Origin of the sequence: Eupransor demetentiae, from assembly GCF_963930865.1 — a bacterium.
In the GTDB taxonomy this organism is placed as follows: Bacteria; Bacillota; Bacilli; order Lactobacillales; family Lactobacillaceae; genus Eupransor; species Eupransor demetentiae.
In genome coordinates this window covers 243,200-264,155 of the sequence record NZ_CAWVOH010000002.1, presented here as the reverse complement: position 1 = coordinate 264,155, position 20,956 = coordinate 243,200, and the positions used below count along the sequence as shown (strand labels likewise).

Here is a 20,956-nt window from a genome sequence, read left to right as displayed (position 1 = left end):
CCCATGGATTTACAAAACGCCATTATCGACGACCTCATTCAAGATGAAATTATCCGTTTTAAGGACGAAGGCTACTTCACCTTCGCCTCTGGCATTAAGTCACCCATCTACACCGACTTACGCCGCACCATTTCGTATCCCAAGTTGCGCGCCAACATCACGGCCGCCCTTGTCGAAACGATTAAGAAAAACTTTCCCAAGGTGACGGTAATCGCTGGAGTGGCCACTGCTGGAATTCCACAAGCCGCTCTCGTTGCTGCAGCGATGGACTTGCCCATGGTTTACGTCCGCACCAAGCCCAAGGACCACGGGACTAATCAGCAAATCGAAGGGCTAATTAAGCCCGAGGACGAAGTGGTCCTCATCGATGACCTTATTTCAACCGGGGGTTCCGTCCTCAAGGCCGCGCAAGCTGTCCAAGCAGCTGGCTTCAAGGTCGCTGGCGTTGTCTCCATCTTCTCTTACGGCTTCCCCGATGCCGAAAAGAACTTCGCCGATGCCAAGATTCCTTTCTACCCAGTGTTGACCTACGCCCAGGTCCTCGACCAGTCACAAAAAAGCGGCGCCCTTTCACCAGAAAAATACACCGCCTTCCAAAACTGGCACCAAGATCCCTGGAACTGGCCAGCCGAAAACTAAATCAAATAAAAAAAGCAGGCCCAACAGCCTGCTTTTTATTATGACTTCAAATCTAATTGTGCTTCGATGGTCCGAATAACACCGGACTCGGTGTTAACCGCCAAGGCTTCTTGATCGTGCTGGCTATGCATGAAGGCTTCGGCGTTGGGCATCAAGTAAGAATGCTCGTACTTTTGGAGCATTTCCAAATCGTTGCTGTTATCACCAAAGACCATGACTTCATCATCTAGGATGTCGTAGTAGTCTTGCAAAACCTGCAAAGCCGTCGCTTTATTCACGCCCTTGGGCAAGATATCAACGGAACCAAAACCAGAACCAGTGGCATGCAATTCATCCCCAAAGGTTTCTTCCAATTCCTTGACGTGTTCCTGCACTTCATCGTGAGGCCAAATGAAGGTCACACCCAAAATCTTATCGTCAACCTTCATCAACTTTTCCACCTGGTGCACGTTGGGATAGAATTGTTCAACCATGGCCTTAACCTGACCACTTGCATGGTTGGAAATATAGGTCCCCTTTACACCAGAAAGAACCACCAAGTTGTCAGATGAAGACGGATTAACTGCATTCCAGTCAATCACGCGCTTAATCTGCTCAGCCGTCAAATAAATTTCGTAGAGCATTTGGTCGTGCGTTGCCACAACCGATCCGTTAGCGGCCACGTAATCAATCTGTCCACCGGCTTCCACAACGGGTGCAAAGAGCTCCTTCAAGTTGGAAAGCTGCCGGCCAGAAGCGGCCACGAAGTGAACTTCGCGGTCTTGCAACTGCTTAAGTAAGCGAATAAAGCGGGGTACGTCGTAACCATCTTCTGAGGTCAAGAAAGTGCCATCCATATCGGAAGCAATCATCTTAATGGTCATCATTTATCCCCTTTCCCTGTTAAAAAACTAGTTAAAACATTATACCACAGGCCCGCCGAATATAAAAAAACGGCTCGCTGAGCCGTTTTGTTTTACTTAAATTGTTTGAGGTATTCTTCGTAGGCTACTTCGTCCAAAACCCAATCCAATTCGCCGATGTATTCGACGTGAGGATCGTGGTAAGTGAAACCATGCTTAAACTTGTAGAGGCCGTCATCCGATGAAAAGTCGCCAACGCCACCAAAGTCATAGCGAGTCTTACCAAGGGACAAGCCCCAGTTGGTCATCTTCCATTGGATGGCATAAGGGGCGTAGTGCTTGCTGTATTCACGATCTGAACCAGCGTACATGTACCAAATCTTATCCCCGTAAGAGAAACCAATCCCGGCAGCGATAACCTTGCCATCAAAATGAGCCAAGAAAACCTTGAAGTAACCCGTTCCCTGCCAAAGTTCCTGCATACGCAGGAAATACTCAATGGGACGGTAAGTGATGCCCTGCGAATGGGCCATCATGACGTAAGTGTCGTAGAAGGCACGCACGTCTTCTTCCGAATCACCGGAAGTGACTTCCACGCCGTCCTTAGCCGCACGACGAATTTGATTACGGTAATCACGCTTGAAGTGCTTCATCAAGGAATCTTCATCCGTAATGACTTCCGCATCTTCGCCACGACCATCGTAGAACAAAACCATGTTCTTACGAGGCTGGATGTTACCGTGCATGTTTTTAATTTGACGGTTACGGGTGACAAAACCAGCCTTCTGGTAGGCTTCGTTTAAATGGTCAGAGTACTCAACCTCGGGGTCCATTCGAATCAAGAAGACGTTGTCGGGCAAGGCCTGCAAGGCTTCTTGAATCAAATCCTTAATCAAGTCGATGTTGTCGACATCCGCAATCGGACCGCGGGGTGAGTAGCCCAAAAGCTTACCCGGCACCGCTTCAACCGTCAAAATTGCCATGGCAGCGTCAATCTTGCCAGCCGTTTCGTGGTAGACGTAAACGTGACCCCAGTTGCTCTTCAAGTCGCCCCACAGTGGATCCTGGGTAACCTGCCCGCGTGGATCTTTACGCACGAAGTCTTGGAAGGCTTGCACCTTTGCTTTGTCGTTTAAATCTAAAATAGCCATGAATTAGTTTCCCGTAGTGATAGAGCTGTAGTTTTGGATGAAGTAGACCAAGGTCTGCAATTCGTTGGTCAAATCAACGTTTTGCACGCGAACGCCAGTTGGCACCGTGACACGCAATGGCGTGAAGTTCAAAATTCCCTTAACCCCGGCTGAAACCAGCTCATCCGTAATGTCTTGGGCAACTTCTTGAGGCACCGTCAAAATGGCGATGTTAATCCGCTGGGCCTTAATCTGCTCTTGCAAATCATCCATGCTGTAAATTGGTACACCCGACAAAACGTGCCCAATGCGTTCCTTATCAACATCAAAGGCCGCCGCAATCCGCATGTTTGATGACTGGTGGAAGTTGAAGTTCAAAAGGGCCTGACCCAAGTGACCAACCCCAATCAAAGCCACGTTAATCAAGGAATTTTGGTCCAAGACATTGGCAAAGAAATCAAGCAAGGCCTTCACGTCGTAGCCGTAACCACGCTTACCAAGCGCACCGAAGTATGAAAAGTCACGACGAATCGTGGCTGCATCAAACTTAGTTGCATCACTCAATTCGGCCGAAGAAATCCGCTGAGTCCCAGCATCATTCAAAAATGTTAGATAGCGATAGTAAATTGGCAAACGCTTTGCGGTTGCACGTGGAATTTTAGGTTGTTCCGTCATGATAAGCTCCCTGATTTATTAAAAAATTTTAATGCTTGTGAAATCCACCAGACTCAGTATAGCACAAATAACAAGGTTTTTGGACAAGTTTAAACAAAATGTCACAATGTTTTTATCGTTAGATAAGGTCAAAGTCTAGACCGGGGTCGGTATTCAAGGACAAATCAGCGAAGATACCATCCTTGTAATTCCAGTATCCTGCAGCTCCAATCATGGCCGCGTTGTCCCCGGTATACTCGCGGGGCACTGGAATGTAAGTGACTTTGGGGAAGCTCTTGCTGAGCAAGTCGTCCAAAGCCTCACGCAAGCCCATGTTGGCCGCAACGCCGCCCGCCAGAACAAAGCTCTTGACTGGGTAGGCAGCCAATGCCTTCTTCGTCCGGCCAATCAAGGCATCGACCACCGCCTTTTGGAAGGAAGCGGCCAAGTCATCTTGGTTAATGCTTTCGCCCACCTGTTCGGCATGGTGAACGTGGTTAATCACAGCACTCTTCAAACCGGAAAAGGAGAAGTCCAAGTTATCTTCCCGAGCCATAGCCGTCGGAAATTTAATATTGGTCTGGCCGCGGTGAGCCATTTCATCAATTGTTTTTCCCGCTGGGTAGTTCAAGCCGAGCAAGCGCCCCACTTTGTCAAAGGACTCCCCCGCCGCATCATCACGCGTTTCGCCAAGGACTTCGAATTGGTTTTCCTTGGGCATCAAAACCAGCTCGGTGTGCCCGCCCGAAACCATTAAGGCCAAGGCTGGATACTGAATCGGTTGGTTAAAGTTCGCCGCCGCAATGTGGCCAGCCAAGTGGTTGACCGGAATCAGGGGTAAGTCGTGAACCATGGCCACCGTTTTAGCGCTCATGAGGCCAACCAACAAGGAACCGACCAAGCCGGGTCCGTAGGTCACGGCAACGGCATCGATGTCGTCCATGGTCATTTTAGCTTGGTCTAATGCATCATCAAGTACGCGGGTAATCCACTCGATGTGGTGGCGGCTGGCGACTTCAGGAACAATGCCACCGAAGCGCTTGTGAGAGTTGATCTGGGTCGCCACACTGTTGCTGAGGACCTTGTTGCCATCTTGAACAATGGCCGCACTGGTTTCGTCGGCGCTTGATTCAAAGGCGAGAATATTAGTCATTTTCTTTCTCCATCATAATTGCATCCTGACCATTGCGGTAGTAGTGAGCTCGGCGCCGGTATTCACGAAAACCAACCTTTTGATATAGCTTTAAGGCAGGCTCGTTATCGGCCGCCACTTCTAATAAGAAGCGGTAAATCCCAGGTCGCTGGAAAACAGCTTCTAAGAGCGCGCGACCTTCACCTTTTCCCTGGGCTACCGGCAAAACGGCCAGGTAGTCGATTTCGATTTCATCTAAAATTTCAGTAAAAGCGATTAGGCCATGTTCTGACAGCAAAAAATGGCTGCGCGGACTGTCGATTTGATGCTCCGCCACCTGGCGAGGCAAGGGATTATCCGCAAAGGCCGCCGTCATAATCGCTTCAATTTGCTCTAAATCTTGGGCTGTGGCTTCATGCATCTTCTTGCACCGATACCATCGAAAGGGCGTCCTCGTGGTCGTCACGGTAGTAGCGCTTCATCACGGCCACTTGCTGGAAACCAAGCCGACGGTAGAGTCGCTGGGCGGCATAATTGGACCGACGGACTTCCAGCGACAAAACACTTTCCGTCGTGCACTGGGTCAAATCCTGGGCTAGGCTGATTAGCTGGGATCCCAGTCCTTGCCCCTGCCAAACCGGCAAAACCGCCACATTGGTAATATGGATGTCGCTATGTTCCGGCCGCCAGGAAAGGCCCATAAAGGCCACCACTTGTTCACGGTGTTCCACGACCAAATAAATCCGGTCAGCCGGACGGGACAACTCCTGTAAGAAATCGCCCTTCACCCAAGGCGCGTAACCATCGTAAACCGCTTCTTGGATTTTCACCAAGTGGTCAAGGTCAGTCATTTCAGCGCGACGAACGAGAAAGTCCTCCTCGTTTTGCTGAAAGCTAACCGGCTGATAATCTGCAAAAGCTGGTTGGCTCGTGATTAACTTTTTCTTAGACTTCAAAAACATAGTTTTCGGGATGATCCTCACCAGGATGTTCGTTGAGCCAGTTCAGCTCGGCCTGGGTTTTGCGTAGATAATTCGGGTTGAAGTCGGCCACATTAGCGACCGGCTGGGCTTGCTGAGCCAAAGTGATGATGCCCTTGCCATCTGGCAATGAATCCCCTTCGGCCAAAATCGTCAAAACTTGCTTGGGCAAGGCCGCCTTAATTTGCTCCGTAAAGTGCTGGCCATCCCCGATAAAAGTGATGGGCCCTTCCTGCTCCGCCAGGAAAGTCAGCACCTGCTTAAGTGGATAGTGGCCATCGGGATACAAGTTTTGACCAGCCTGATAAACACCGGCAAAAACATTGTCGTTGCGAGCATCAAAGAGTGGGACAACGATGCCGTCGCCGGGGACTTGCTCGGCCAAAACTGCCAGGGAAGAAACCCCAACCAAGTCAATTTTAAGCATGTCCGCCAGGACTTTACCGACAGTAATGCCGATTCGCAGACCGGTAAAGGAACCCGGTCCCTGGGCAACTGCGATTCGGTCAAGGCCTTGGAAAGACCAACCAGCCGTTGCTAAAACACGTTGGATGGCCGGCAAAAGGTCAACGGAATGGTTGCGCGGCACATTGGTTTCATATTGATCCAGCAGCTTGTCATTTTCAGCGAGGCTGACGACCAAGGGCTGGTTAGAAGTATCGATTGCTAGAATTTTCATAATTTCATTTTACCACGATTAGGACAGCAAAAAAGCCGCTCAGCGCGGCCCTAAACTTCATATTATAAAGGAGTGACTTACTTAGCCAAGCCTTCGTCTTCCATCACCTTCGTGATAGCTTCCAAAGCGTCCTTTTCATCCTTACCGTTAGCCTTAATGGTAACATCCGCACCATGACCAACGCCGAGTGACATAACACCCATGATGGACTTCAAGTTGACTTCTTTACCTTGGTAAGACAAGGTTACGTCTGAAACGTACTTTGAAGCTGCCTGAACCAACAAAGTAGCTGGACGGGCGTGAATACCAGTTTCAGCGATGATGTTAAAATCCTTTGTTACAGCCATTTTATCTTCTCCTTTGAGCTCGACATCTATTTGTCTACATTTTAGCAAAGCGCTTACAACATTTCAAGCGACTATCGATTAAACCCGTATCACTATGGGCTTCCTCGCCTACTATCATAACATAAAAAACGAAAATGTAACCGATTACATTATTTAATTTTCCGGAATTGGTCAGGCTTGGAAAAGTTGGTTTCCGCTGGCCTTGCCCAGACGGTTGTTATAGGCCTTGCCCAGACCCACTTCCGGCATCCGTTCGACATAAATCTTCGTCACGTTCGGCTGATCATCATAGTAGCGCAGACCGGCAAAAAGTTGTTCCGTTGCGGAACGGACGTCTGGTCCCAAGGACCAAGTTTGTTCCTTAGGCAGGTTCGCCGACTTCAAGATTGGATCCGAGCCCATCACGACTTCATCATGGTTAATCTTGGCAACCAAGTCGGACAAGTCCAAGGGGTCAAACATGACGACGGGCTTATCCGGTGCGTAGTGACGGTACTTCATCCCCGGTGCCTTGGGCGCTTGTGTCGCAGCCAAGGAAGTCGTCGAAGTGGCATCCAAAACTTTTTCGCCTAGCACCTTTTCCAGTTCTTCCTGCGTGACGGCACCCGTGCGCAGAATCGTTGGTTGATCCGTTGACATGTCAATCACCGTCGATTCCACCCCGACCTGCGTCGGTCCGTCATCAACGATGCCGGCGATCTTACCCTTCATATCATGCCAAACGTGCTGGGCCGTCGTTGGTGATGGCTTGCCCGAAGTGTTGGCCGAAGGGCCGACCAAAGGCTTGCCCACCAAGGAAATCAATTCCCGCGTGACGGCATTATCTGGCAAACGAAAGGCCACCGTTTGCAAGCCACCCGTCACCAGCATGGACACGTGGTCAGGAATAATTGGCAAGATAATGGTCAAGGAACCGGGCCAGAAATTGGCCATCAGTCCCCGTGCGGCCGGACTAACCGTCACAAAATCATCCAACATTTTGGGGTCGGACACCGTCATAATCAAAGGGTTGTCAGCGGGACGGCCCTTGGCCGTGAAGACCTTCTTCACCGCCTCGTCATTGGTTGCATCCGCGCCCAGACCATAAACCGTTTCAGTCGGAAAGGCCACCACTTCGCCATCGCGCAAGTCCTTGGCGGCCTCCTGTAAATCTTCTTCTTTGTTAGCGTACTTCTTTGTCTGCATGTAATTTCACTCGAATCATCCGGTCCAAACCGGCAAAATCTTGTTTTAAGCTGACCTCTGCGTCGGGAACTGCCTGCTGGAATAACTCTAGCAAGGCCGGCCCCTGGGTATAACCAATTTCAAAATAAGCAGCACCGCCAGCCTTAAGATGGTCAGCTAAGCCTGCCGCAATCTCACGGTAAATCGCCAAGCCTTGCTCATCGGCGTAGAGGGCCTGATGCGGTTCATAGGCGTTAACTGAGTCATCAACTTCGGGGTCATCCGGCGCAATGTAGGGCGGATTGGACACGATGATATTAAAGGTCTCGCCCGTCAAATTTTCCCAGACATCCGAAGGCCGTAACTCCACCCGTTCGCCTAAGTTAAAGGCGCGTAGATTCTGCCCCGCTAGGGCCAAGGCATCCAAGGAAATATCGGAAGCAACCCCCTGGACAGCCTTGTTTTCCAAGGCCAAGGTCAACATAATGGCGCCCGAACCGGTTCCGATATCAAGAACATCAATCGGACCAGCGGCACGCTCCTTCAAGTCAGCCAAAATCCACTCGACTAGCTGCTCGGTCTCGGGACGGGGAATCAACACCCGCTCATCAACTTGGAATTCACGACCATAAAAGGGCGCGGAGCCCAAAATGTACTGCGGTGGCCGACCTGTCAGCAAGGCGGCAACCCAGCTGGGCCAGACCTGGGCCAAATTTTCCGGTAGCATTCGCGTGATATTGGCGCGCAGCATGCCGTAATTCCAACCCATCGCCCCGGACAAGAGAAAGTCCAGGTTGTCGGCCATATCGTCGTCCCACTTGCCAGCAGCCCTTAGTTCCTGCTGAGCCCACTTGCGGGCTTCTAAAAATGAGATTTTGGGCACAGCCGCACTCATTGCTTTAACTCCGCCAACTTGGCCGTCTGTTCAGCCAAAACAAGTGCGTCAATAATTTCTTCCAGTTCCCCGTTAATAATCCGGTCCAACTTGTTAATCGTTAGCCCAATGCGGTGATCGGTAACGCGGTTTTGCGGGAAATTATAAGTTCGAATACGTTCCGAACGGGCACCCGAACCAACCGCCGTCTTACGTTGCGCGGCATACTCCGCTTCATTTTGCTGAGCAAAGTGATCATAAATTCGGGCGTTCAAAATCTTCCAAGCGCGAGCACGGTTTTGCTGCTGGGAGCGTTCGTCCTGCATGGAAACCGTGATACCCGTTGGCTCGTGGGTCAAACGAATGGCCGAAGAAGTCTTGTTAACGTGCTGACCACCGGCTCCAGAGGCACGGAAAACATCCTCACGAACATCCTTGGGATCAATCAAGCCCTCTGCATCGACTTCTTCGAATTCGGGCATGACCCCGACCGTCGTGGTCGAGGTGTGAATGCGGCCCTGCGTCTCGGTTTGGGGCACACGCTGCACGCGGTGAGCACCAGATTCAAACTTCAACTTAGAAAAGACCCGGTCGCCGACAATCATCAAGACAACTTCCTTATAACCGCCGACTTCCGTCGTCGTTTCATCGACAATTTGGACCTGCCAGCCCTGACTTTCGGCGTAACGACGGTACATGTTCAGCAAGTCAGCCGCAAAGAGCGAGGATTCATCCCCACCAGCAGCCCCACGGATTTCCATAATGATGTTCTTGTCATCGTTGGGGTCCTTGGGCAGCATCAAAACCTTGAGCTGTTCTTCCAGCTCTTCTTTTTCCGGCTTTAAAGCGGCCAAATCTTCCTTAGCCAAATCACCCATTTCGGGGTCGCCCAGCAAGGTTTGGGCCTCCTGCAAACCATCAATCACCTTTTCATAGCGCTTAAAAGTTTCGACCGTGCTGCGAATACTACCGGCTTCCTTGGAAAGCTCCATGTAGTGCTGGGAATCGCCCATCACAGCGGGGTCGGCGAGCATCTGATTTAATTCATCGTAGCGGTCAACTACCGCCTGTAATTGTTGGAAAATCGGATCCATTGACTGCCTCACATCTTCTTAATTTTTTCGAGAATGGGATGGTACCAGTGATAGCGGCAAGTGGGGATGTAAGCTTCATCGCCGCCAATAAAGACCTGTGAACCCTCGTACTGGGGCTCCCCATTAATAATACGTAATTGGGTCGTCGCTTTTTTACCGCAGAAGGAACAAATCGTCTTCATTTCTTCCAGCTTATCAGCCACTTCCAGCAAGCGCTTGGACCCTTCAAATAAGTGGTTAAAGGCGTCCTGCTTCAAGCCAAAGGTCATAACTGGAATATTAAACTGGTCCACGACATAAGCCAATTGGTCGACTTGCTCAGTCGACAAGAACTGGGCTTCATCAATCAAAACCGCCGCCAAATCCCCATCACGCGTAGCATCAATGATGTCATACAAATTATCGTCAGGGTTAATCACTTCGGCAGGTCGAGATAGACCAATTCGACTCGTGACCTTGCCGACACCGTAACGGTCATCGACCAAAGGCGTCATGACCAGCACACGGCGGCCCTGACTCTCATAATTATGAGCCACCTTCAAGATTTCAATCGACTTACCGGAGCCCATTGCGCCGTATTCAAAGTATAACTGTGCCATGCCAAACCCTCTTCTTTCAATCTTTTTCATTATAGCAAGATTAGGGCAAAAACTCGACCGGACCAGTCCCGCAATCCCCGCTTTTCATGGTAAAATAGTAGCCAATGAAAGAGGTTAATGATGACATTTAGAAGCAAAATCGCTCAGTTGACCGCCCAGTCTAGTCACTGGTTCCTACACGACCTTTTGCACCGTGGTGGAACTAGCCTGCCCGGTAAGCTGGCCGTTAAAATCGATCCGAACGTCCTCCACTCTCTGGAGCACGATTATGACTTAATTATTGTAACGGGAACCAATGGTAAAACCTTGACGACCGCCCTCATCACCCGTGTCTTGAAGGCTGGTGGTTACTCCGTTTTGACCAATCCATCTGGTTCTAACATGGTTCAAGGAATTACTGGAACCTTATTGACGACTAAGATTGCTCCCTCGCCCAACGGCAAAAAGCCCGTCGCCGTACTGGAAGTCGACGAAGCCAACGTGGCAGCCATCGCTGCAGCCATCCAGCCCAAGCTTTTCGTCTTGACCAACATTTTCCGCGATCAATTGGACCGCTACGGTGAAATTTATACCACTTACGAAAAGATTGAAGCCGGGATTCAGCTGGCGCCCAACGCCACGGTTTTGACCAACGGCGATTCGCCCATCTTTGCGCGCGGTAGCTTCCCCAACAAGCGGGTTTACTACGGTTTCAATAACGTCAAGCCCGAAGATTATAAAGACTTAAAGGCGCCCAACAACACCGATGGAATCTTGTCGCCAACGGACCACTCCGTTTTGCACTACCACTTCATCACTTATGCCAACTTGGGCGACTACTTCTCCGTGACCGACGACTTCAAGCGTCCGGAACTCAAGTACCAAGTCACCAGCTTGGATAAGTTGACGCCGCACTACTCTGAATTCAGCATCGACGGCACGCCGCTACGGATCGAAATCGGTGGTTTGTACAACATTTATAACGCCTTAGCAGCCTTTGGTGTCGGTCGTGAATTCGATGTTGCGCCTGAGAAAATCAAGGAAGCCTTCGAATCCAACGCTCAGATTTTCGGCCGCCAGGAAACGATTCAGATTGGCGACAAAGAAATCACGATTCTCTTGATTAAGAATCCGGTTGGAACCAACACCGTCATCGACATGATGATGACTGATGATCAACCTTTCTCATTGATTACGCTGCTAAACGCTAATTATGCCGACGGTATCGACACCTCTTGGATTTGGGATGCCGAGTTCGAGCGCTTGCACGATGCGCCGCTTAAGGCGATTGCAACCGGTGGTCAGCGTTATAAGGACATCACCGTCCGCCTGAAGATGGCCGGCTTTAATTTGGCTGGTTCTTATCCTGATTTGAACGAGGTTTTGCCAGCAATTGAAGCCATGCCAACCAAGAAGGTCTACATCGCGGCCACTTATACGGCTATGTTGCAGCTACGCGAATTGCTCCGTAGCAAGGGTTACGTCAAGGAGGAATACTAATGGCTGAGTACACTTTGGAAGTCGCCCACCTTTACGGGGACTTGATGAATACCTACGGCGATTACGGCAACATCATCGCCTTGAAGTACTACGCTGATAAAATCGGTGTGGATGTCGACGTTCACTTGGTTTCCCTAGGCGACAAGTTCGACGCTTCCAAGTACGACTTCGTGTTGTTCGGCGGTGGCCAGGATTATGAAGAAACCATCGTCGCTAACGATTTGAAGAGCAAGTCCGCACAAATCAAGGACTACATCGAAAACGATGGTCCCCTCTTGGCAGTCTGTGGCGGTTTCCAACTGCTTGGGCACTACATGGAAATGGCCGACGGCAAAAAGGTCGACGGCATCGGGGTCATGGATCACTACACGACCAACATGACCGACGACCAGGTGACCGAAAAGAAGGGCAAGCGCCTGACTGGTAACATCACTATCAAGAACAACGAAACCGGCGAAGAATATCACGGCTTTGAAAACCATCAGGGCCGCACCTTCCTCGGCAAGGGCGAACGCGCCCTCGGTAAAGTTGTGCAAGGTGAAGGAAACAACGGCCAGGACGGCAGCGAAGGCGTGATTTATCACAACGTCTATGGCTCCTACTTCCACGGCCCCATCTTCACCCGCAACGGCAACCTCGCCAAGCGCGTCCTCGCCACGGCGCTGGAACGCAAGTATCCAGACGTTGACTGGACAGCAAGGTTGGAAAAGGTTCCGGCGGAGACGTTTTAAGGTAAAGGAAAAGCACCTCGCATATGCGGGGTGCTTTTTACTCGATTGATTTTTACATATCGTTAATCAGTAGATCCTTATTAGCAGAACTTATTAATCTCTCTAAGTTTATTCATTAAATTATTTTTATCAAATTCAAAACCTATCCAACATAAAAAGGCTATTCTGTGATTTCCTCCATTGATGTATAAATAGTAATTCCCATCCTTATCTTTAATGGGACTCAAAGAGAAAAAATCACTTCCGCTTTTTACCGATTTATTAAAAAAAGTTCTGCCAAATTGCTTAACATTTTCAGACGATTGTATATCAGACTCGATTTCCTTACAATATGACGACCAGTTTTCGTTAAATTTTTGCTCAACAAACGAACGATAGTCATTAATCGGCCTCGAAAAGACGAAACAATCTGCAGTTATTTTTTCAGGAATATTTTCCCAGTCATTTGATTGATCATTTTTATAACAACGATAATACTTGGTCTTCCATTCAACGCCATCAATCTCCGTGAGATCAGCATTCAGTATTTCATCCGCTCTATTAAATATAACTCCCTTTTCATTCAATTTTCTTTCTAAACTCTCAAATTCTTCCATTCTTCACCTCATCTCTTTTTTTATTTCTCTTCCAGTAGCCTTGCTAAGCTCCTGGATATTAGTAACTAACAAAGAACATAAATTAACAATTCCCAAACAAGATAAAACTATATTTAACGATAAAACGAACCTAATCACATAATTGGGCAAACAAAATGCACCGCAAATTACAGAAACAATGCCTAATAATGCCCAAATCAATGCCGTGAAAACAAAAGGACCAACAAAATTATAATAAGCTGATGGTTTAAATTCGTATATTGTAGCTAACTCTTTTATTTTGAATATATTTCGCGCTGCCAATATTAAAGTGGAACTAAACGATAGTCCTGTAACTGATACCACAAAAAAAGAAAAAATAGTCAAATTCTTGCTATACATAAATGTTTGCGGACGCGAACAAACAAAATAAATAAAAGCAAATCCTAAAAAATAAATAAAAATATTTAACGTTCGGCATATGGTCGCTTTTCTGGATAGCCAAAGTATTTTAATCGGAGAAGATTCTATATCATTTTTTATCATCAATTACTCCTGGGATTACTAGTTCTGAAATTTTAATCATCCATTTGACAATACTTTTCTTACCATGCTTTATATCTTTTAGGTAACCGTCTGAAGACATTCCACCCGTGATATCGTTGATTATTTCGTTAGGAAACTTTTCGTCAGCGGGCATAATAAATTTTTCCTCCTTCCTTATTGCACCAGTTTTTTTCAAACTCAATGCGGCATCACGATCATCAGCATCCTTTTCTCGACCATTAGGATAGGAGTATACAAGAGTAAGTGAAGAATAGTTTCCACTTATTCGCACGCTATCTGAAACAGGGTTAATCGTAATTTCTCCAATATTTAAACGATAAGCACTATGATTAACTGTCTCCTCTATTACTTTAACTTGTCTTAATACTTGATTTTCACCTAGATCTGTGGAAAGGTAAATATACTCATTCCTCTTGTCATAATAAAACATATTCTGTTTATTCTGTGACTCGTCAGACATATCTTTTAAAAACAGCTTTACCTTACGACTACCCTGTAAACAGCGAACCCCTGTTCCAACGCGAAATAATAACCCTTCATCAACATCATCATTAGAAATATTCTTAGCACCATCCAATTCTATAAAATCTTGTTGAAGTTGTTTCAGAGCTTGGTTTGCATCGTCTGCAGACTTTAAAAAATCTGGTTCATAGACAACTCTGCCCGTATTTTCATATTCTTCAGCAACCTTTCTATACTCAAGTTCTAATTTTTTAGTCAATGAAATAAATTTTTTATAGACAGCAGAATCAAGTATATCTGTTTTGCTATGTTGCTTTGAGGACACATATTTCATAATTTCTTTACTTTCAATTTCTTCAAAAGTAAAAACCTCTCCGAGAGCATTTGGAATAACAAAACTTCTCAGTTGATCCATATTATGGCGATAAAGTTTTAAAATATCGGGCCCCACATTAATTTTAAAAGTATAGTACTTGCTCATGACCTTCTCATTTCATAATCAATTTCAACAATTGTTTAGAATTATTCTACAACTGAAGAGTATGTTCTACAACGAACATGTAGCGATAAACCTCCACAAATGATTATTTTTTTATTTTTCAACTCATACTTTCCCAATCTTACTGCATACATACCAGACAAAAAGCACCCCGCATCCGCGAAGTGCTTTTTACATACAAATCATTTAGCCTTCAGAATATATTTAATCTGTCCGTCTTGAACCAAATCATAATCAGTGGCATCCATCTCAACAATGTAAGATCCAGCATATTTTCCTGTAGAAATTGACAAAGTTCCTTGTGGCTTTTTGGTAGAATCCTTACTGGTCTTTTGCTGATCATAATTAGAATCGAAATTGTAAGTATAGCGCTTTCCAGCAATCCGCACCTTATTTCGACTAAAGATTACATTACTAATATAGTCACCAGAAGGCGTAGTTAAAGTCCAATCAGAATGTTGAAATTGTTCTTCGGTTGTCATCGAATGCGGTGTCGCACGGAACCAACCGATTAATACGATTCCCAAAATGACGGCGCCTAAAGTAATCGAAATAACTTTTGTATTTTTATGCATAACTTATCCCCGTTCTTACCTGTATAAAAACAGAGTATCATCACTCTTTTTCAACGGTATTTCATACGTATTAAAATCGTTTAACACAAAAAAGCCCACCCCCACCGGGTGAGCTTTTTCCCATTCCATTCAATCAATACTCTGGTACCCACTTCATCGCAGCAATCGCCTGCTTCACATCACCAACTTCATCCTTGGTAATGCCTTGGTCAATGGCGCTTTGGCCAGTGGCGATGGCAACAAGTTCGGAGAATTCGGTCAGCTTGGAGACGGGTGGCAAGACGGCGGCGCCCTGCTCGCTTGGGTCAACGATGCCACCGAGTGAGTGCGCGGCGGCGGAAATCATTTCGTCGTTCAAGACCTTGGCACTTGAGGCAATGACGCCGAGTCCTAATCCAGGATAGATCAAGGCGTTGTTGGCCTGGCCGATGTGGTAAGTCACGCCCTTGTACTCGATTGGCTTGACCGGAATACCGGTGGCAATCAAGGCCTTCCCGTCGGTCCACTGCAACAAGTCTTCCGCCTTAGCTTCGGCCAAGCGCGTTGGATTACTCAATGGGAAAATAATTGGGCGTTCCGTGTGGGCGGCCATTTCGCGGACAACTTCTTCGGTGAAGGAACCTGGCACAGTTGACGTACCGACCAAAATTGTTGGGTGAACAGCCTTGACCACGGACAACAAGTCCTTCAACTGATTGGCATTTTCAAATTCCGAACGTTTACGTGCAAAAGGCTTCTGCTCCGGCGTCAAATCGTCCATGTCATCGAACAAAAGGCCCTGCTTATCGAACATGTAGAAGTGCTTACGCGCTTCATCTTCCGACAAACCTTCTTGGACCATTTCCTCGAAAATTCGGTTTGTTATGCCAGCACCGGCTGAACCGGCGCCAAAGCAGAGATATGTTTGGTCAGTAAAGCGCTGCTTGCTGATTTTCAAAGCGCCGATAATCCCGGCCAGCGTGATGATTCCCGTTCCCTGGATATCATCGTTGAAGGTCGTAATCTTGTTCTGGTACTTCTTCAAAATCTTGGCGGCGTTCATGCGGCCAAAGTCCTCCCAGTGCAAGTAGAGGTCCGGAAAGGCTGACAAAGCTGCAGCGACAAACTTATCGACGAAGGCGTCATACTCGTCGCCACGGACACGCTTGTGCTTGTTACCCAAGTACATTGGGTCCTGCAACAGGCTTTCACGGTTGGTTCCCACGTCCAAAACAACAGGAAGGACGTTTTCCGGATTAATCCCGGCCGCGGCGGTATAAACCATCAGTTTTCCAACGGAAATATCGACCCCGTTGGTGCCCCAGTCACCGATACCAAGGATTCCTTCGCCGTCGGTCACAACAATGATTTTAATGTCGCGCCCCGCTGCGGCACGTTTCAAAGTCCCTTCCAAGTCGTCCTGCTCATCAATTGAGAGGTAAACCGCATTTTGTGAATCGACAAAGAGCTCACTGTAATTTTCGATTGAGTCGGCGATGGTTGGGTCGTAGACGATTGGCATGAATTCAACCACGTGCTGACTGAAAAGATAGTAGAACAAAGTGTGATTGGTGTTAAAGATTTGCATCAAGAAGAGGCGCTTCTCCAGGTCGTTGCCCTTGCTTTGCACCTGAGCATAAGCTTGGTCGGCCTGCTCCTGAATCGTTTGCACTTGTGGCGGAATCAAGCCGGTCAAGCCCAATTCGGCGCGCTCTTTCTTCGTAAAGCCAGTCCCCTTATTCAAAAAGGGATTGTTAATAATTTCCATCGGTGTGGCCATGATTTTCTCCTTCTTGGCAACGTTTTATATATCAAAAATGATACGCCAATGAATTTGAGAGTCAAAAAAGCGAAGCCCGTGGGCTTCGCTTTTCAAATCTAATTTACTCAGACAAATGATAGTAATAAGTCGAAATGGAAATATCATCCATCGCCGACAAGGCCGTACGCAAGCGGAAGGAAGTTTGGTTATGCAAAATATTTTGCCATGGCTTCTTTGGCACGAACTGTGGCACGATGACGGTCACGGAGTTGTTAATCGTCTTGGACTGCTTAGCAACCTTGGCCACGAAACGAGTGACCGGACGAATAATCGAACGGTAAGACGTGTGGACGTCGACGTAACGGACATCCGGGAAGTCTTCCTTGAACTGCGCTTCCGTCTTGGCTTCCTTTTGCGGATTAATATCAAAGGAAACGTGCATGGCCACGACCTTATCCCCAATTGACTGGGCATAGTCGATGGCTTCAGAAGTCACGCGGGTCATGTTTGAAACCAGCACGATGACAGTCGCACCGTCGTACTTGTGGCGCAAAACGTCGGGATTATCGACGTACTGCAAGCGCAGCTGCTTTCCGATGCTGACGTAGTGCTTGTGAATCTTGAAGAACATCGCCAAAACCAAGGGCATAATGATGACATAAGGCCAAACGTGGTTGAAACGCGTCAAGAAGAGCACAAGGACCAAGCCACCAGACATGAAGGCTCCGACGAAGTTAATCATCGCCTTGAAAATCCAGCCCTTAGGGCGGTTACGGTTCCAGTGCACAATCATACCGGACTGTGACAAAGTAAATGGCACGAAGACACCGGTAGCATACAAAGGAATCAAGTCATCCGTATTACCATGGAAAATCATGGTCAAGATGATGGCTCCCACGGAAAGGGAAAGAATTCCGTTAGAATAGCCCAAACGATCACCACGATCCATGTAAAGGTGTGGCAAATACTTATCCTTGGCCAAGTTCAAGGCTAAGACAGGGAAGGCTGAGAAACCAGTGTTAGCGGCAACGGCCAAAATCAAAGCGGTTGCCAACTGCACGATATAAAAGCCAAGGTTATGACCACCGTAGGTGTTTGCCGCGATTTGTGACAAGACCGTTGAATGACTGTTTGGCGTCACACCCATCCAGTATGACAAGTAGGTAATTCCAAAGAAGAAAATACCCAGGATGATCGCCATGATCGATAGCGTGGCAGCGGCATTCTTTTCCTTTGGTTCCTTAAAGTTTGGCACCGCGTTGGAAATGGCTTCGACACCGGTCAATGATGATGAACCGGATGAGAAGGCCCGCAAGAAGAAGATTACCGTCAAGCCGGAGAAATCAGTTCCTAACTTAGCAGCAGCGTGGTATGGTAGCTGACCAGTAGCAGCTTGGAAAACACCCCAAGCAACCGTGATGGCCATGACCACGATAAAGAAGTAAACCGGCACCATCAAGAAGTTGGCACTTTCACTCAAACCACGCAAGTTCATCGTCGTCAGCAAGATAATGATGATGACGGAAATGGGCACCGTATAGTGCAACAAAGCGGGCACGGCCGCCGTGATGGCATCCGCTGCAGATGAGGCCGAAACGGCCACGGTCAGCATGTAGTCGACCAGCAGCGAACCACCGGCTACCAGACCAGCGTTAGGCCCCCAGTTTTTAGAAGCAACGGCATAAGCCCCTCCCCCAGATGGGTAGGCGTGAATGATTTGTCGGTAAGACAAGGCAATTGCGGCCAGCAAAATCAAGATGATGGCGGCAATCGGGATCTGCAACCAAAGAGCGGCAGCACCGGCCGTAACCAGCACGGCCGTGATTGATTCAGTACCATAAGCAACTGATGATAGGGCATCAGATGACAGCAAGGCCAAAGCCTTCGACTTCGTCAGGGACTGGCCCCCCTCATCAAGCGTCTTCAACGGCTTTCCGATGATCAGACGTTTTAGCATACGAAACATCGATATTCTCCTCAAAACTTGTTATTCCAGACTATTCTACCCCTTTTATTACGATAACAAAAGCAATTAGAGGCTTTTGTGACCCTTGTAATCAGACTGTAACCAATTCCAAATTTTCTGGTCAGGATGCGGAGCAAAAAGATGAATGCCAGCACTTTTAAGCGTTTCAACCTGTGTGAAAAAGTGCGCCGGATAATCGTACTTTTCCTCAGTCATCTTGAAACGGGCCATCAAAGCTTGAAAGTCATCTGTGCTGGGAAAGTAAAAGAGACCAGCGACAAGTGGCAAATTCAAATCCGCTGCTTTTAATACATGTTGCGTCCGGTCAAATTCAGCATTGTCAAAAAAGGCTTGGCTAATCAAGTAGGATGCACCCGCACTTTGTTTGCGCTGGGCATCGATGATAATTTCTTCGGTGGGCGCACCGGGATTAATGGTGGCAGCTAAGTCAAAGTCCTGTGCTAGAGCCGCCAGAAGGTCCGGTGTTTTGTAGTTGTGAGATGGCCGCCAGCCGTCGCCTCGAAGAACGAGTAGGTTTTCAATGTGGGCGACTTGCAGTTCTTGTTTTAACTGGGACAAGTTATCTTCGGTCAATCCGGCTGCTGGAAAATGCAGCAGGACGGGCTTTTGCAGGATTGCTTGGATTTGGCCTGCTTGGCGAATTTTCTCCGACCAAGCTTCCATGGTGTCGCTGTGATTAACTAGCGAGAAGTAGGTAACTTGTTGACAGTGTTGGAGCTGCGCAATGGTTTGGTCATCTAGACCATTTTTTAAGTTCAACTCTAATGAAAGTACCGGTGTCTCGTTAGACTGGTAATATTCAGAAATCTTCATGCGGTTACCCTCTCGTTTCAATGCGATTACAACTAGACCGATTTACTAAACTCTGCTAAAATATGGGTCAAGGAGGCAGAATTATGCTCTATCAACCTGAAAAGAATTCGGACGCAGTTGTCCAAGAAAATATCGATAAGCCCGGCCGGAACTTGATGTTCCTGTCAGCCGACTGGTGTGGTGATTGCAAGGTTATCAAGCCTTTCGTCCAAGGAATTAAGGATGAAGTCAGCAAGACAGCCAACTGGTTTGACGCCGACCGCGATGACAACCTTGAAGTTGCCAAGAAGTACGGCCTCCGCGGCATTCCTTCCTTCGTCCTCTTTAAGGACGGCGAAAAGGTCGCACAAATCGGCCATGGCGAACGCCTAACCCCACAAGAAATTCTAGACTGGTATCACAGTACGTTAGATTAATCGAAAAAGCAAGAAGCTAAGCTTCTTGCTTTTTTACTATCCTTTACTATTCTCCCAAGCAAAACAAAAGGAGCCCGCGCTCCTTTTTTACTGATTATTTTGTGAAATAAAGTCCTGGACGATATCGATTGGAATGGCAAAGCCGATTCCTTCGATGTTGGTGCCGTTACTTGCGGCCGAGATCTTCGATGAATTAATCCCGATGACATCCCCAGAGGAGTTAATCAAAGCCCCACCTGAGTTACCCGGGTTGATGGCCGCATCGGTTTGGATGGCTGTCAAAGCCGATGAACCGGTGTCTTCGGCGGAAAGCTCACGGCGAGGGGCCGAGATAATTCCAGAAGACATTGAAGAAGCATATTCTGACCCGAGTGGTGAGCCCAATGCCCAGACCTTTTGACCGGACTTGATGTTCTTGACCGATCCAAAGGAAGCGACGGATTTCAACTCGTTCGTCTTTGCCTTCACAATGGCCAAATCGTGGATGGCGTCCGTAGCAGTTACTTCGGCCTGAATCTTCTTTCCTTGGTAAGTCACCAATTGAATGGCGGCTGAACCTTCAACCACGTGATTATTGGTTACGATGTAGGCGTACCCATTTTGAACCTTGTAAACAACACCGGAACCTTCCGCTGCCGTTTGCAGGGAATCGCCGTTCTGATTTTGCTTATTTTGGTTCAAAACAGCATCCGCTCCTTGTGATAAGGAAGCGGTTTTCTGCAAGTTTTGCACCGTTACCACAGACGGCAAAACCTTCTTATAAGCCTGAACGCCCTTTTCATTGCTGGTGTAGGCCGTTTTGGCAATCGTGGTCGTTCCCGCAGCGTTGGTGCGAGAAGAACGGCTCAAGCGCTGCTGGTACCAGGAATTGGGCTGAATACCGGTGAAAACGATGAAAGCCCCCATTAAGGCGGCAACCAAGCCCATCACGAGCCACTTATTTGATTTTATCCAAGTGAGCATTTTTGCTTTCATTG

24 protein-coding genes are annotated in these 20,956 nt (G+C 47.9%); 4 read left to right on the top strand and 20 right to left on the bottom strand.

Features of this window, described 5'->3' with window-relative positions; genetic code table 11:
* The first annotated feature begins 3 nt into the window (after nt 1-3).
* The gene (gene pyrE, locus ABSY64_RS05710; protein WP_349642123.1) at nt 4-639 is read left to right on the top strand and encodes an orotate phosphoribosyltransferase; all 636 of its coding nucleotides are present in this window, start codon (nt 4-6) and stop codon (nt 637-639) included.
* Between the two features lie 38 nt (nt 640-677).
* Here the strand turns inward: pyrE and ABSY64_RS05705 are convergent, their stop codons facing one another.
* From ABSY64_RS05705 to ABSY64_RS05650, 12 genes are all read right to left on the bottom strand, one after another.
* The gene (locus tag ABSY64_RS05705; RefSeq protein WP_349642218.1) at nt 678-1,502 is read right to left on the bottom strand and encodes a Cof-type HAD-IIB family hydrolase; all 825 of its coding nucleotides are present in this window, start codon (nt 1,500-1,502) and stop codon (nt 678-680) included.
* A gap of 92 nt (nt 1,503-1,594) precedes the next feature.
* Entirely contained in the window at nt 1,595-2,632 is a 1,038-nt protein-coding gene (locus ABSY64_RS05700; protein ID WP_349642122.1) for a lipid II:glycine glycyltransferase FemX, read from the bottom strand.
* A 3-nt stretch (nt 2,633-2,635) separates the two neighbouring features.
* Nucleotides 2,636-3,286: a redox-sensing transcriptional repressor Rex gene (locus ABSY64_RS05695; RefSeq protein WP_349642121.1), complete on the bottom strand. Its 651-nt coding sequence runs from the start codon at nt 3,284-3,286 to the stop codon at nt 2,636-2,638.
* A 118-nt stretch (nt 3,287-3,404) separates the two neighbouring features.
* A complete protein-coding gene (gene tsaD, locus ABSY64_RS05690; RefSeq protein ID WP_349642120.1) occupies nt 3,405-4,418 on the bottom strand; it encodes a tRNA (adenosine(37)-N6)-threonylcarbamoyltransferase complex transferase subunit TsaD in 1,014 nt (337 codons plus the stop codon).
* Entirely contained in the window at nt 4,411-4,818 is a 408-nt protein-coding gene (locus tag ABSY64_RS05685) for a GNAT family N-acetyltransferase (RefSeq protein ID WP_349642119.1), read from the bottom strand. The genes tsaD and ABSY64_RS05685 overlap by 8 nt, the downstream gene beginning before the upstream one ends.
* Entirely contained in the window at nt 4,811-5,359 is a 549-nt protein-coding gene (gene rimI / locus ABSY64_RS05680; RefSeq protein ID WP_349642118.1) for a ribosomal protein S18-alanine N-acetyltransferase, read from the bottom strand. The genes ABSY64_RS05685 and rimI overlap by 8 nt, the downstream gene beginning before the upstream one ends.
* Complete coding sequence (gene tsaB, locus ABSY64_RS05675; protein WP_349642117.1) at nt 5,343-6,056, bottom strand: tRNA (adenosine(37)-N6)-threonylcarbamoyltransferase complex dimerization subunit type 1 TsaB; 714 nt, start codon at nt 6,054-6,056, stop codon at nt 5,343-5,345. The genes rimI and tsaB overlap by 17 nt, the downstream gene beginning before the upstream one ends.
* Before the next feature lie 77 nt (nt 6,057-6,133).
* Entirely contained in the window at nt 6,134-6,403 is a 270-nt protein-coding gene (locus ABSY64_RS05670; RefSeq protein WP_349642116.1) for a phosphocarrier protein HPr, read from the bottom strand.
* Nucleotides 6,404-6,574: 171 nt separating this feature from the next.
* The gene (locus tag ABSY64_RS05665) at nt 6,575-7,588 is read right to left on the bottom strand and encodes an L-threonylcarbamoyladenylate synthase (protein WP_349642115.1); all 1,014 of its coding nucleotides are present in this window, start codon (nt 7,586-7,588) and stop codon (nt 6,575-6,577) included.
* Entirely contained in the window at nt 7,566-8,462 is an 897-nt protein-coding gene (gene prmC, locus ABSY64_RS05660; protein WP_349642114.1) for a peptide chain release factor N(5)-glutamine methyltransferase, read from the bottom strand. The genes ABSY64_RS05665 and prmC overlap by 23 nt, the downstream gene beginning before the upstream one ends.
* Entirely contained in the window at nt 8,459-9,535 is a 1,077-nt protein-coding gene (prfA, locus tag ABSY64_RS05655) for a peptide chain release factor 1 (protein WP_349642113.1), read from the bottom strand. The genes prmC and prfA overlap by 4 nt, the downstream gene beginning before the upstream one ends.
* A gap of 8 nt (nt 9,536-9,543) precedes the next feature.
* A complete protein-coding gene (locus ABSY64_RS05650) occupies nt 9,544-10,134 on the bottom strand; it encodes a thymidine kinase (RefSeq protein ID WP_349642112.1) in 591 nt (196 codons plus the stop codon).
* Nucleotides 10,135-10,254: 120 nt separating this feature from the next.
* Between ABSY64_RS05650 and ABSY64_RS05645 the strand changes: the two genes are divergently transcribed.
* The gene (locus ABSY64_RS05645; protein ID WP_349642111.1) at nt 10,255-11,613 is read left to right on the top strand and encodes a MurT ligase domain-containing protein; all 1,359 of its coding nucleotides are present in this window, start codon (nt 10,255-10,257) and stop codon (nt 11,611-11,613) included.
* On the top strand, nt 11,613-12,344 hold the full coding sequence (locus ABSY64_RS05640; RefSeq protein WP_349642110.1) for a type 1 glutamine amidotransferase: 732 nt from the start codon (nt 11,613-11,615) through the stop codon (nt 12,342-12,344). The genes ABSY64_RS05645 and ABSY64_RS05640 overlap by 1 nt, the downstream gene beginning before the upstream one ends.
* 80 nt (nt 12,345-12,424) lie before the next feature.
* Here ABSY64_RS05640 and ABSY64_RS05635 read toward each other — a convergent pair whose 3' ends face one another.
* From ABSY64_RS05635 to ABSY64_RS05605, 7 genes are all read right to left on the bottom strand, one after another.
* Nucleotides 12,425-12,940, bottom strand: coding sequence for a hypothetical protein (locus ABSY64_RS05635; protein ID WP_349642109.1), 516 nt, complete (start codon nt 12,938-12,940; stop codon nt 12,425-12,427).
* A gap of 3 nt (nt 12,941-12,943) precedes the next feature.
* The gene (locus ABSY64_RS05630) at nt 12,944-13,465 is read right to left on the bottom strand and encodes a hypothetical protein (RefSeq protein WP_349642108.1); all 522 of its coding nucleotides are present in this window, start codon (nt 13,463-13,465) and stop codon (nt 12,944-12,946) included.
* Nucleotides 13,452-14,429, bottom strand: coding sequence for a hypothetical protein (locus tag ABSY64_RS05625; protein ID WP_349642107.1), 978 nt, complete (start codon nt 14,427-14,429; stop codon nt 13,452-13,454). The genes ABSY64_RS05630 and ABSY64_RS05625 overlap by 14 nt, the downstream gene beginning before the upstream one ends.
* A 200-nt stretch (nt 14,430-14,629) precedes the next feature.
* Nucleotides 14,630-15,022 (bottom strand): hypothetical protein, encoded by a 393-nt coding sequence (locus ABSY64_RS05620; protein ID WP_349642106.1) that lies wholly within the window; start codon nt 15,020-15,022, stop codon nt 14,630-14,632.
* 133 nt (nt 15,023-15,155) lie between these two features.
* Nucleotides 15,156-16,781: a malolactic enzyme gene (locus tag ABSY64_RS05615; protein ID WP_349642105.1), complete on the bottom strand. Its 1,626-nt coding sequence runs from the start codon at nt 16,779-16,781 to the stop codon at nt 15,156-15,158.
* A 103-nt stretch (nt 16,782-16,884) separates the two neighbouring features.
* Nucleotides 16,885-18,729, bottom strand: coding sequence for an APC family permease (locus tag ABSY64_RS05610; protein ID WP_349642104.1), 1,845 nt, complete (start codon nt 18,727-18,729; stop codon nt 16,885-16,887).
* A gap of 66 nt (nt 18,730-18,795) precedes the next feature.
* Entirely contained in the window at nt 18,796-19,563 is a 768-nt protein-coding gene (locus ABSY64_RS05605; protein WP_349642103.1) for a methylenetetrahydrofolate reductase, read from the bottom strand.
* A gap of 83 nt (nt 19,564-19,646) precedes the next feature.
* On the opposite strand from ABSY64_RS05605, the gene ABSY64_RS05600 reads away from it, so the two are divergent.
* The gene (locus ABSY64_RS05600; RefSeq protein ID WP_349642102.1) at nt 19,647-19,979 is read left to right on the top strand and encodes a thioredoxin family protein; all 333 of its coding nucleotides are present in this window, start codon (nt 19,647-19,649) and stop codon (nt 19,977-19,979) included.
* An 87-nt stretch (nt 19,980-20,066) separates the two neighbouring features.
* Here the strand turns inward: ABSY64_RS05600 and ABSY64_RS05595 are convergent, their stop codons facing one another.
* Nucleotides 20,067-20,954 carry a S1C family serine protease gene (locus ABSY64_RS05595; protein WP_349642101.1) on the bottom strand — a complete coding sequence of 296 codons (888 nt, stop codon included), beginning with the start codon at nt 20,952-20,954 and terminating at the stop codon, nt 20,067-20,069.
* Nucleotides 20,955-20,956 lie beyond the last annotated feature (2 nt).

Excerpts from the sequence above, each read along its gene's own strand:
- pyrE (WP_349642123.1), top strand. The coding sequence starts at position 4 with ATGGATTTACAAAACGCCATTATCGACGACCTCATTCAAGATGAAATT.
- ABSY64_RS05705 (WP_349642218.1), bottom strand. The coding sequence starts at position 1,502 with ATGACCATTAAGATGATTGCTTCCGATATGGATGGCACTTTCTTGACC.
- ABSY64_RS05700 (WP_349642122.1), bottom strand. The coding sequence starts at position 2,632 with ATGGCTATTTTAGATTTAAACGACAAAGCAAAGGTGCAAGCCTTCCAA.
- ABSY64_RS05695 (WP_349642121.1), bottom strand. The coding sequence starts at position 3,286 with ATGACGGAACAACCTAAAATTCCACGTGCAACCGCAAAGCGTTTGCCA.
- tsaD (WP_349642120.1), bottom strand. The coding sequence starts at position 4,418 with ATGACTAATATTCTCGCCTTTGAATCAAGCGCCGACGAAACCAGTGCG.
- ABSY64_RS05685 (WP_349642119.1), bottom strand. The coding sequence starts at position 4,818 with ATGCATGAAGCCACAGCCCAAGATTTAGAGCAAATTGAAGCGATTATG.
- rimI (WP_349642118.1), bottom strand. The coding sequence starts at position 5,359 with ATGTTTTTGAAGTCTAAGAAAAAGTTAATCACGAGCCAACCAGCTTTT.
- tsaB (WP_349642117.1), bottom strand. The coding sequence starts at position 6,056 with ATGAAAATTCTAGCAATCGATACTTCTAACCAGCCCTTGGTCGTCAGC.
- ABSY64_RS05670 (WP_349642116.1), bottom strand. The coding sequence starts at position 6,403 with ATGGCTGTAACAAAGGATTTTAACATCATCGCTGAAACTGGTATTCAC.
- ABSY64_RS05665 (WP_349642115.1), bottom strand. The coding sequence starts at position 7,588 with ATGCAGACAAAGAAGTACGCTAACAAAGAAGAAGATTTACAGGAGGCC.
- prmC (WP_349642114.1), bottom strand. The coding sequence starts at position 8,462 with ATGAGTGCGGCTGTGCCCAAAATCTCATTTTTAGAAGCCCGCAAGTGG.
- prfA (WP_349642113.1), bottom strand. The coding sequence starts at position 9,535 with ATGGATCCGATTTTCCAACAATTACAGGCGGTAGTTGACCGCTACGAT.
- ABSY64_RS05650 (WP_349642112.1), bottom strand. The coding sequence starts at position 10,134 with ATGGCACAGTTATACTTTGAATACGGCGCAATGGGCTCCGGTAAGTCG.
- ABSY64_RS05645 (WP_349642111.1), top strand. The coding sequence starts at position 10,255 with ATGACATTTAGAAGCAAAATCGCTCAGTTGACCGCCCAGTCTAGTCAC.
- ABSY64_RS05640 (WP_349642110.1), top strand. The coding sequence starts at position 11,613 with ATGGCTGAGTACACTTTGGAAGTCGCCCACCTTTACGGGGACTTGATG.
- ABSY64_RS05635 (WP_349642109.1), bottom strand. The coding sequence starts at position 12,940 with ATGGAAGAATTTGAGAGTTTAGAAAGAAAATTGAATGAAAAGGGAGTT.
- ABSY64_RS05630 (WP_349642108.1), bottom strand. The coding sequence starts at position 13,465 with ATGATAAAAAATGATATAGAATCTTCTCCGATTAAAATACTTTGGCTA.
- ABSY64_RS05625 (WP_349642107.1), bottom strand. The coding sequence starts at position 14,429 with ATGAGCAAGTACTATACTTTTAAAATTAATGTGGGGCCCGATATTTTA.
- ABSY64_RS05620 (WP_349642106.1), bottom strand. The coding sequence starts at position 15,022 with ATGCATAAAAATACAAAAGTTATTTCGATTACTTTAGGCGCCGTCATT.
- ABSY64_RS05615 (WP_349642105.1), bottom strand. The coding sequence starts at position 16,781 with ATGGCCACACCGATGGAAATTATTAACAATCCCTTTTTGAATAAGGGG.
- ABSY64_RS05610 (WP_349642104.1), bottom strand. The coding sequence starts at position 18,729 with ATGTTTCGTATGCTAAAACGTCTGATCATCGGAAAGCCGTTGAAGACG.
- ABSY64_RS05605 (WP_349642103.1), bottom strand. The coding sequence starts at position 19,563 with ATGAAGATTTCTGAATATTACCAGTCTAACGAGACACCGGTACTTTCA.
- ABSY64_RS05600 (WP_349642102.1), top strand. The coding sequence starts at position 19,647 with ATGCTCTATCAACCTGAAAAGAATTCGGACGCAGTTGTCCAAGAAAAT.
- ABSY64_RS05595 (WP_349642101.1), bottom strand. The coding sequence starts at position 20,954 with ATGAAAGCAAAAATGCTCACTTGGATAAAATCAAATAAGTGGCTCGTG.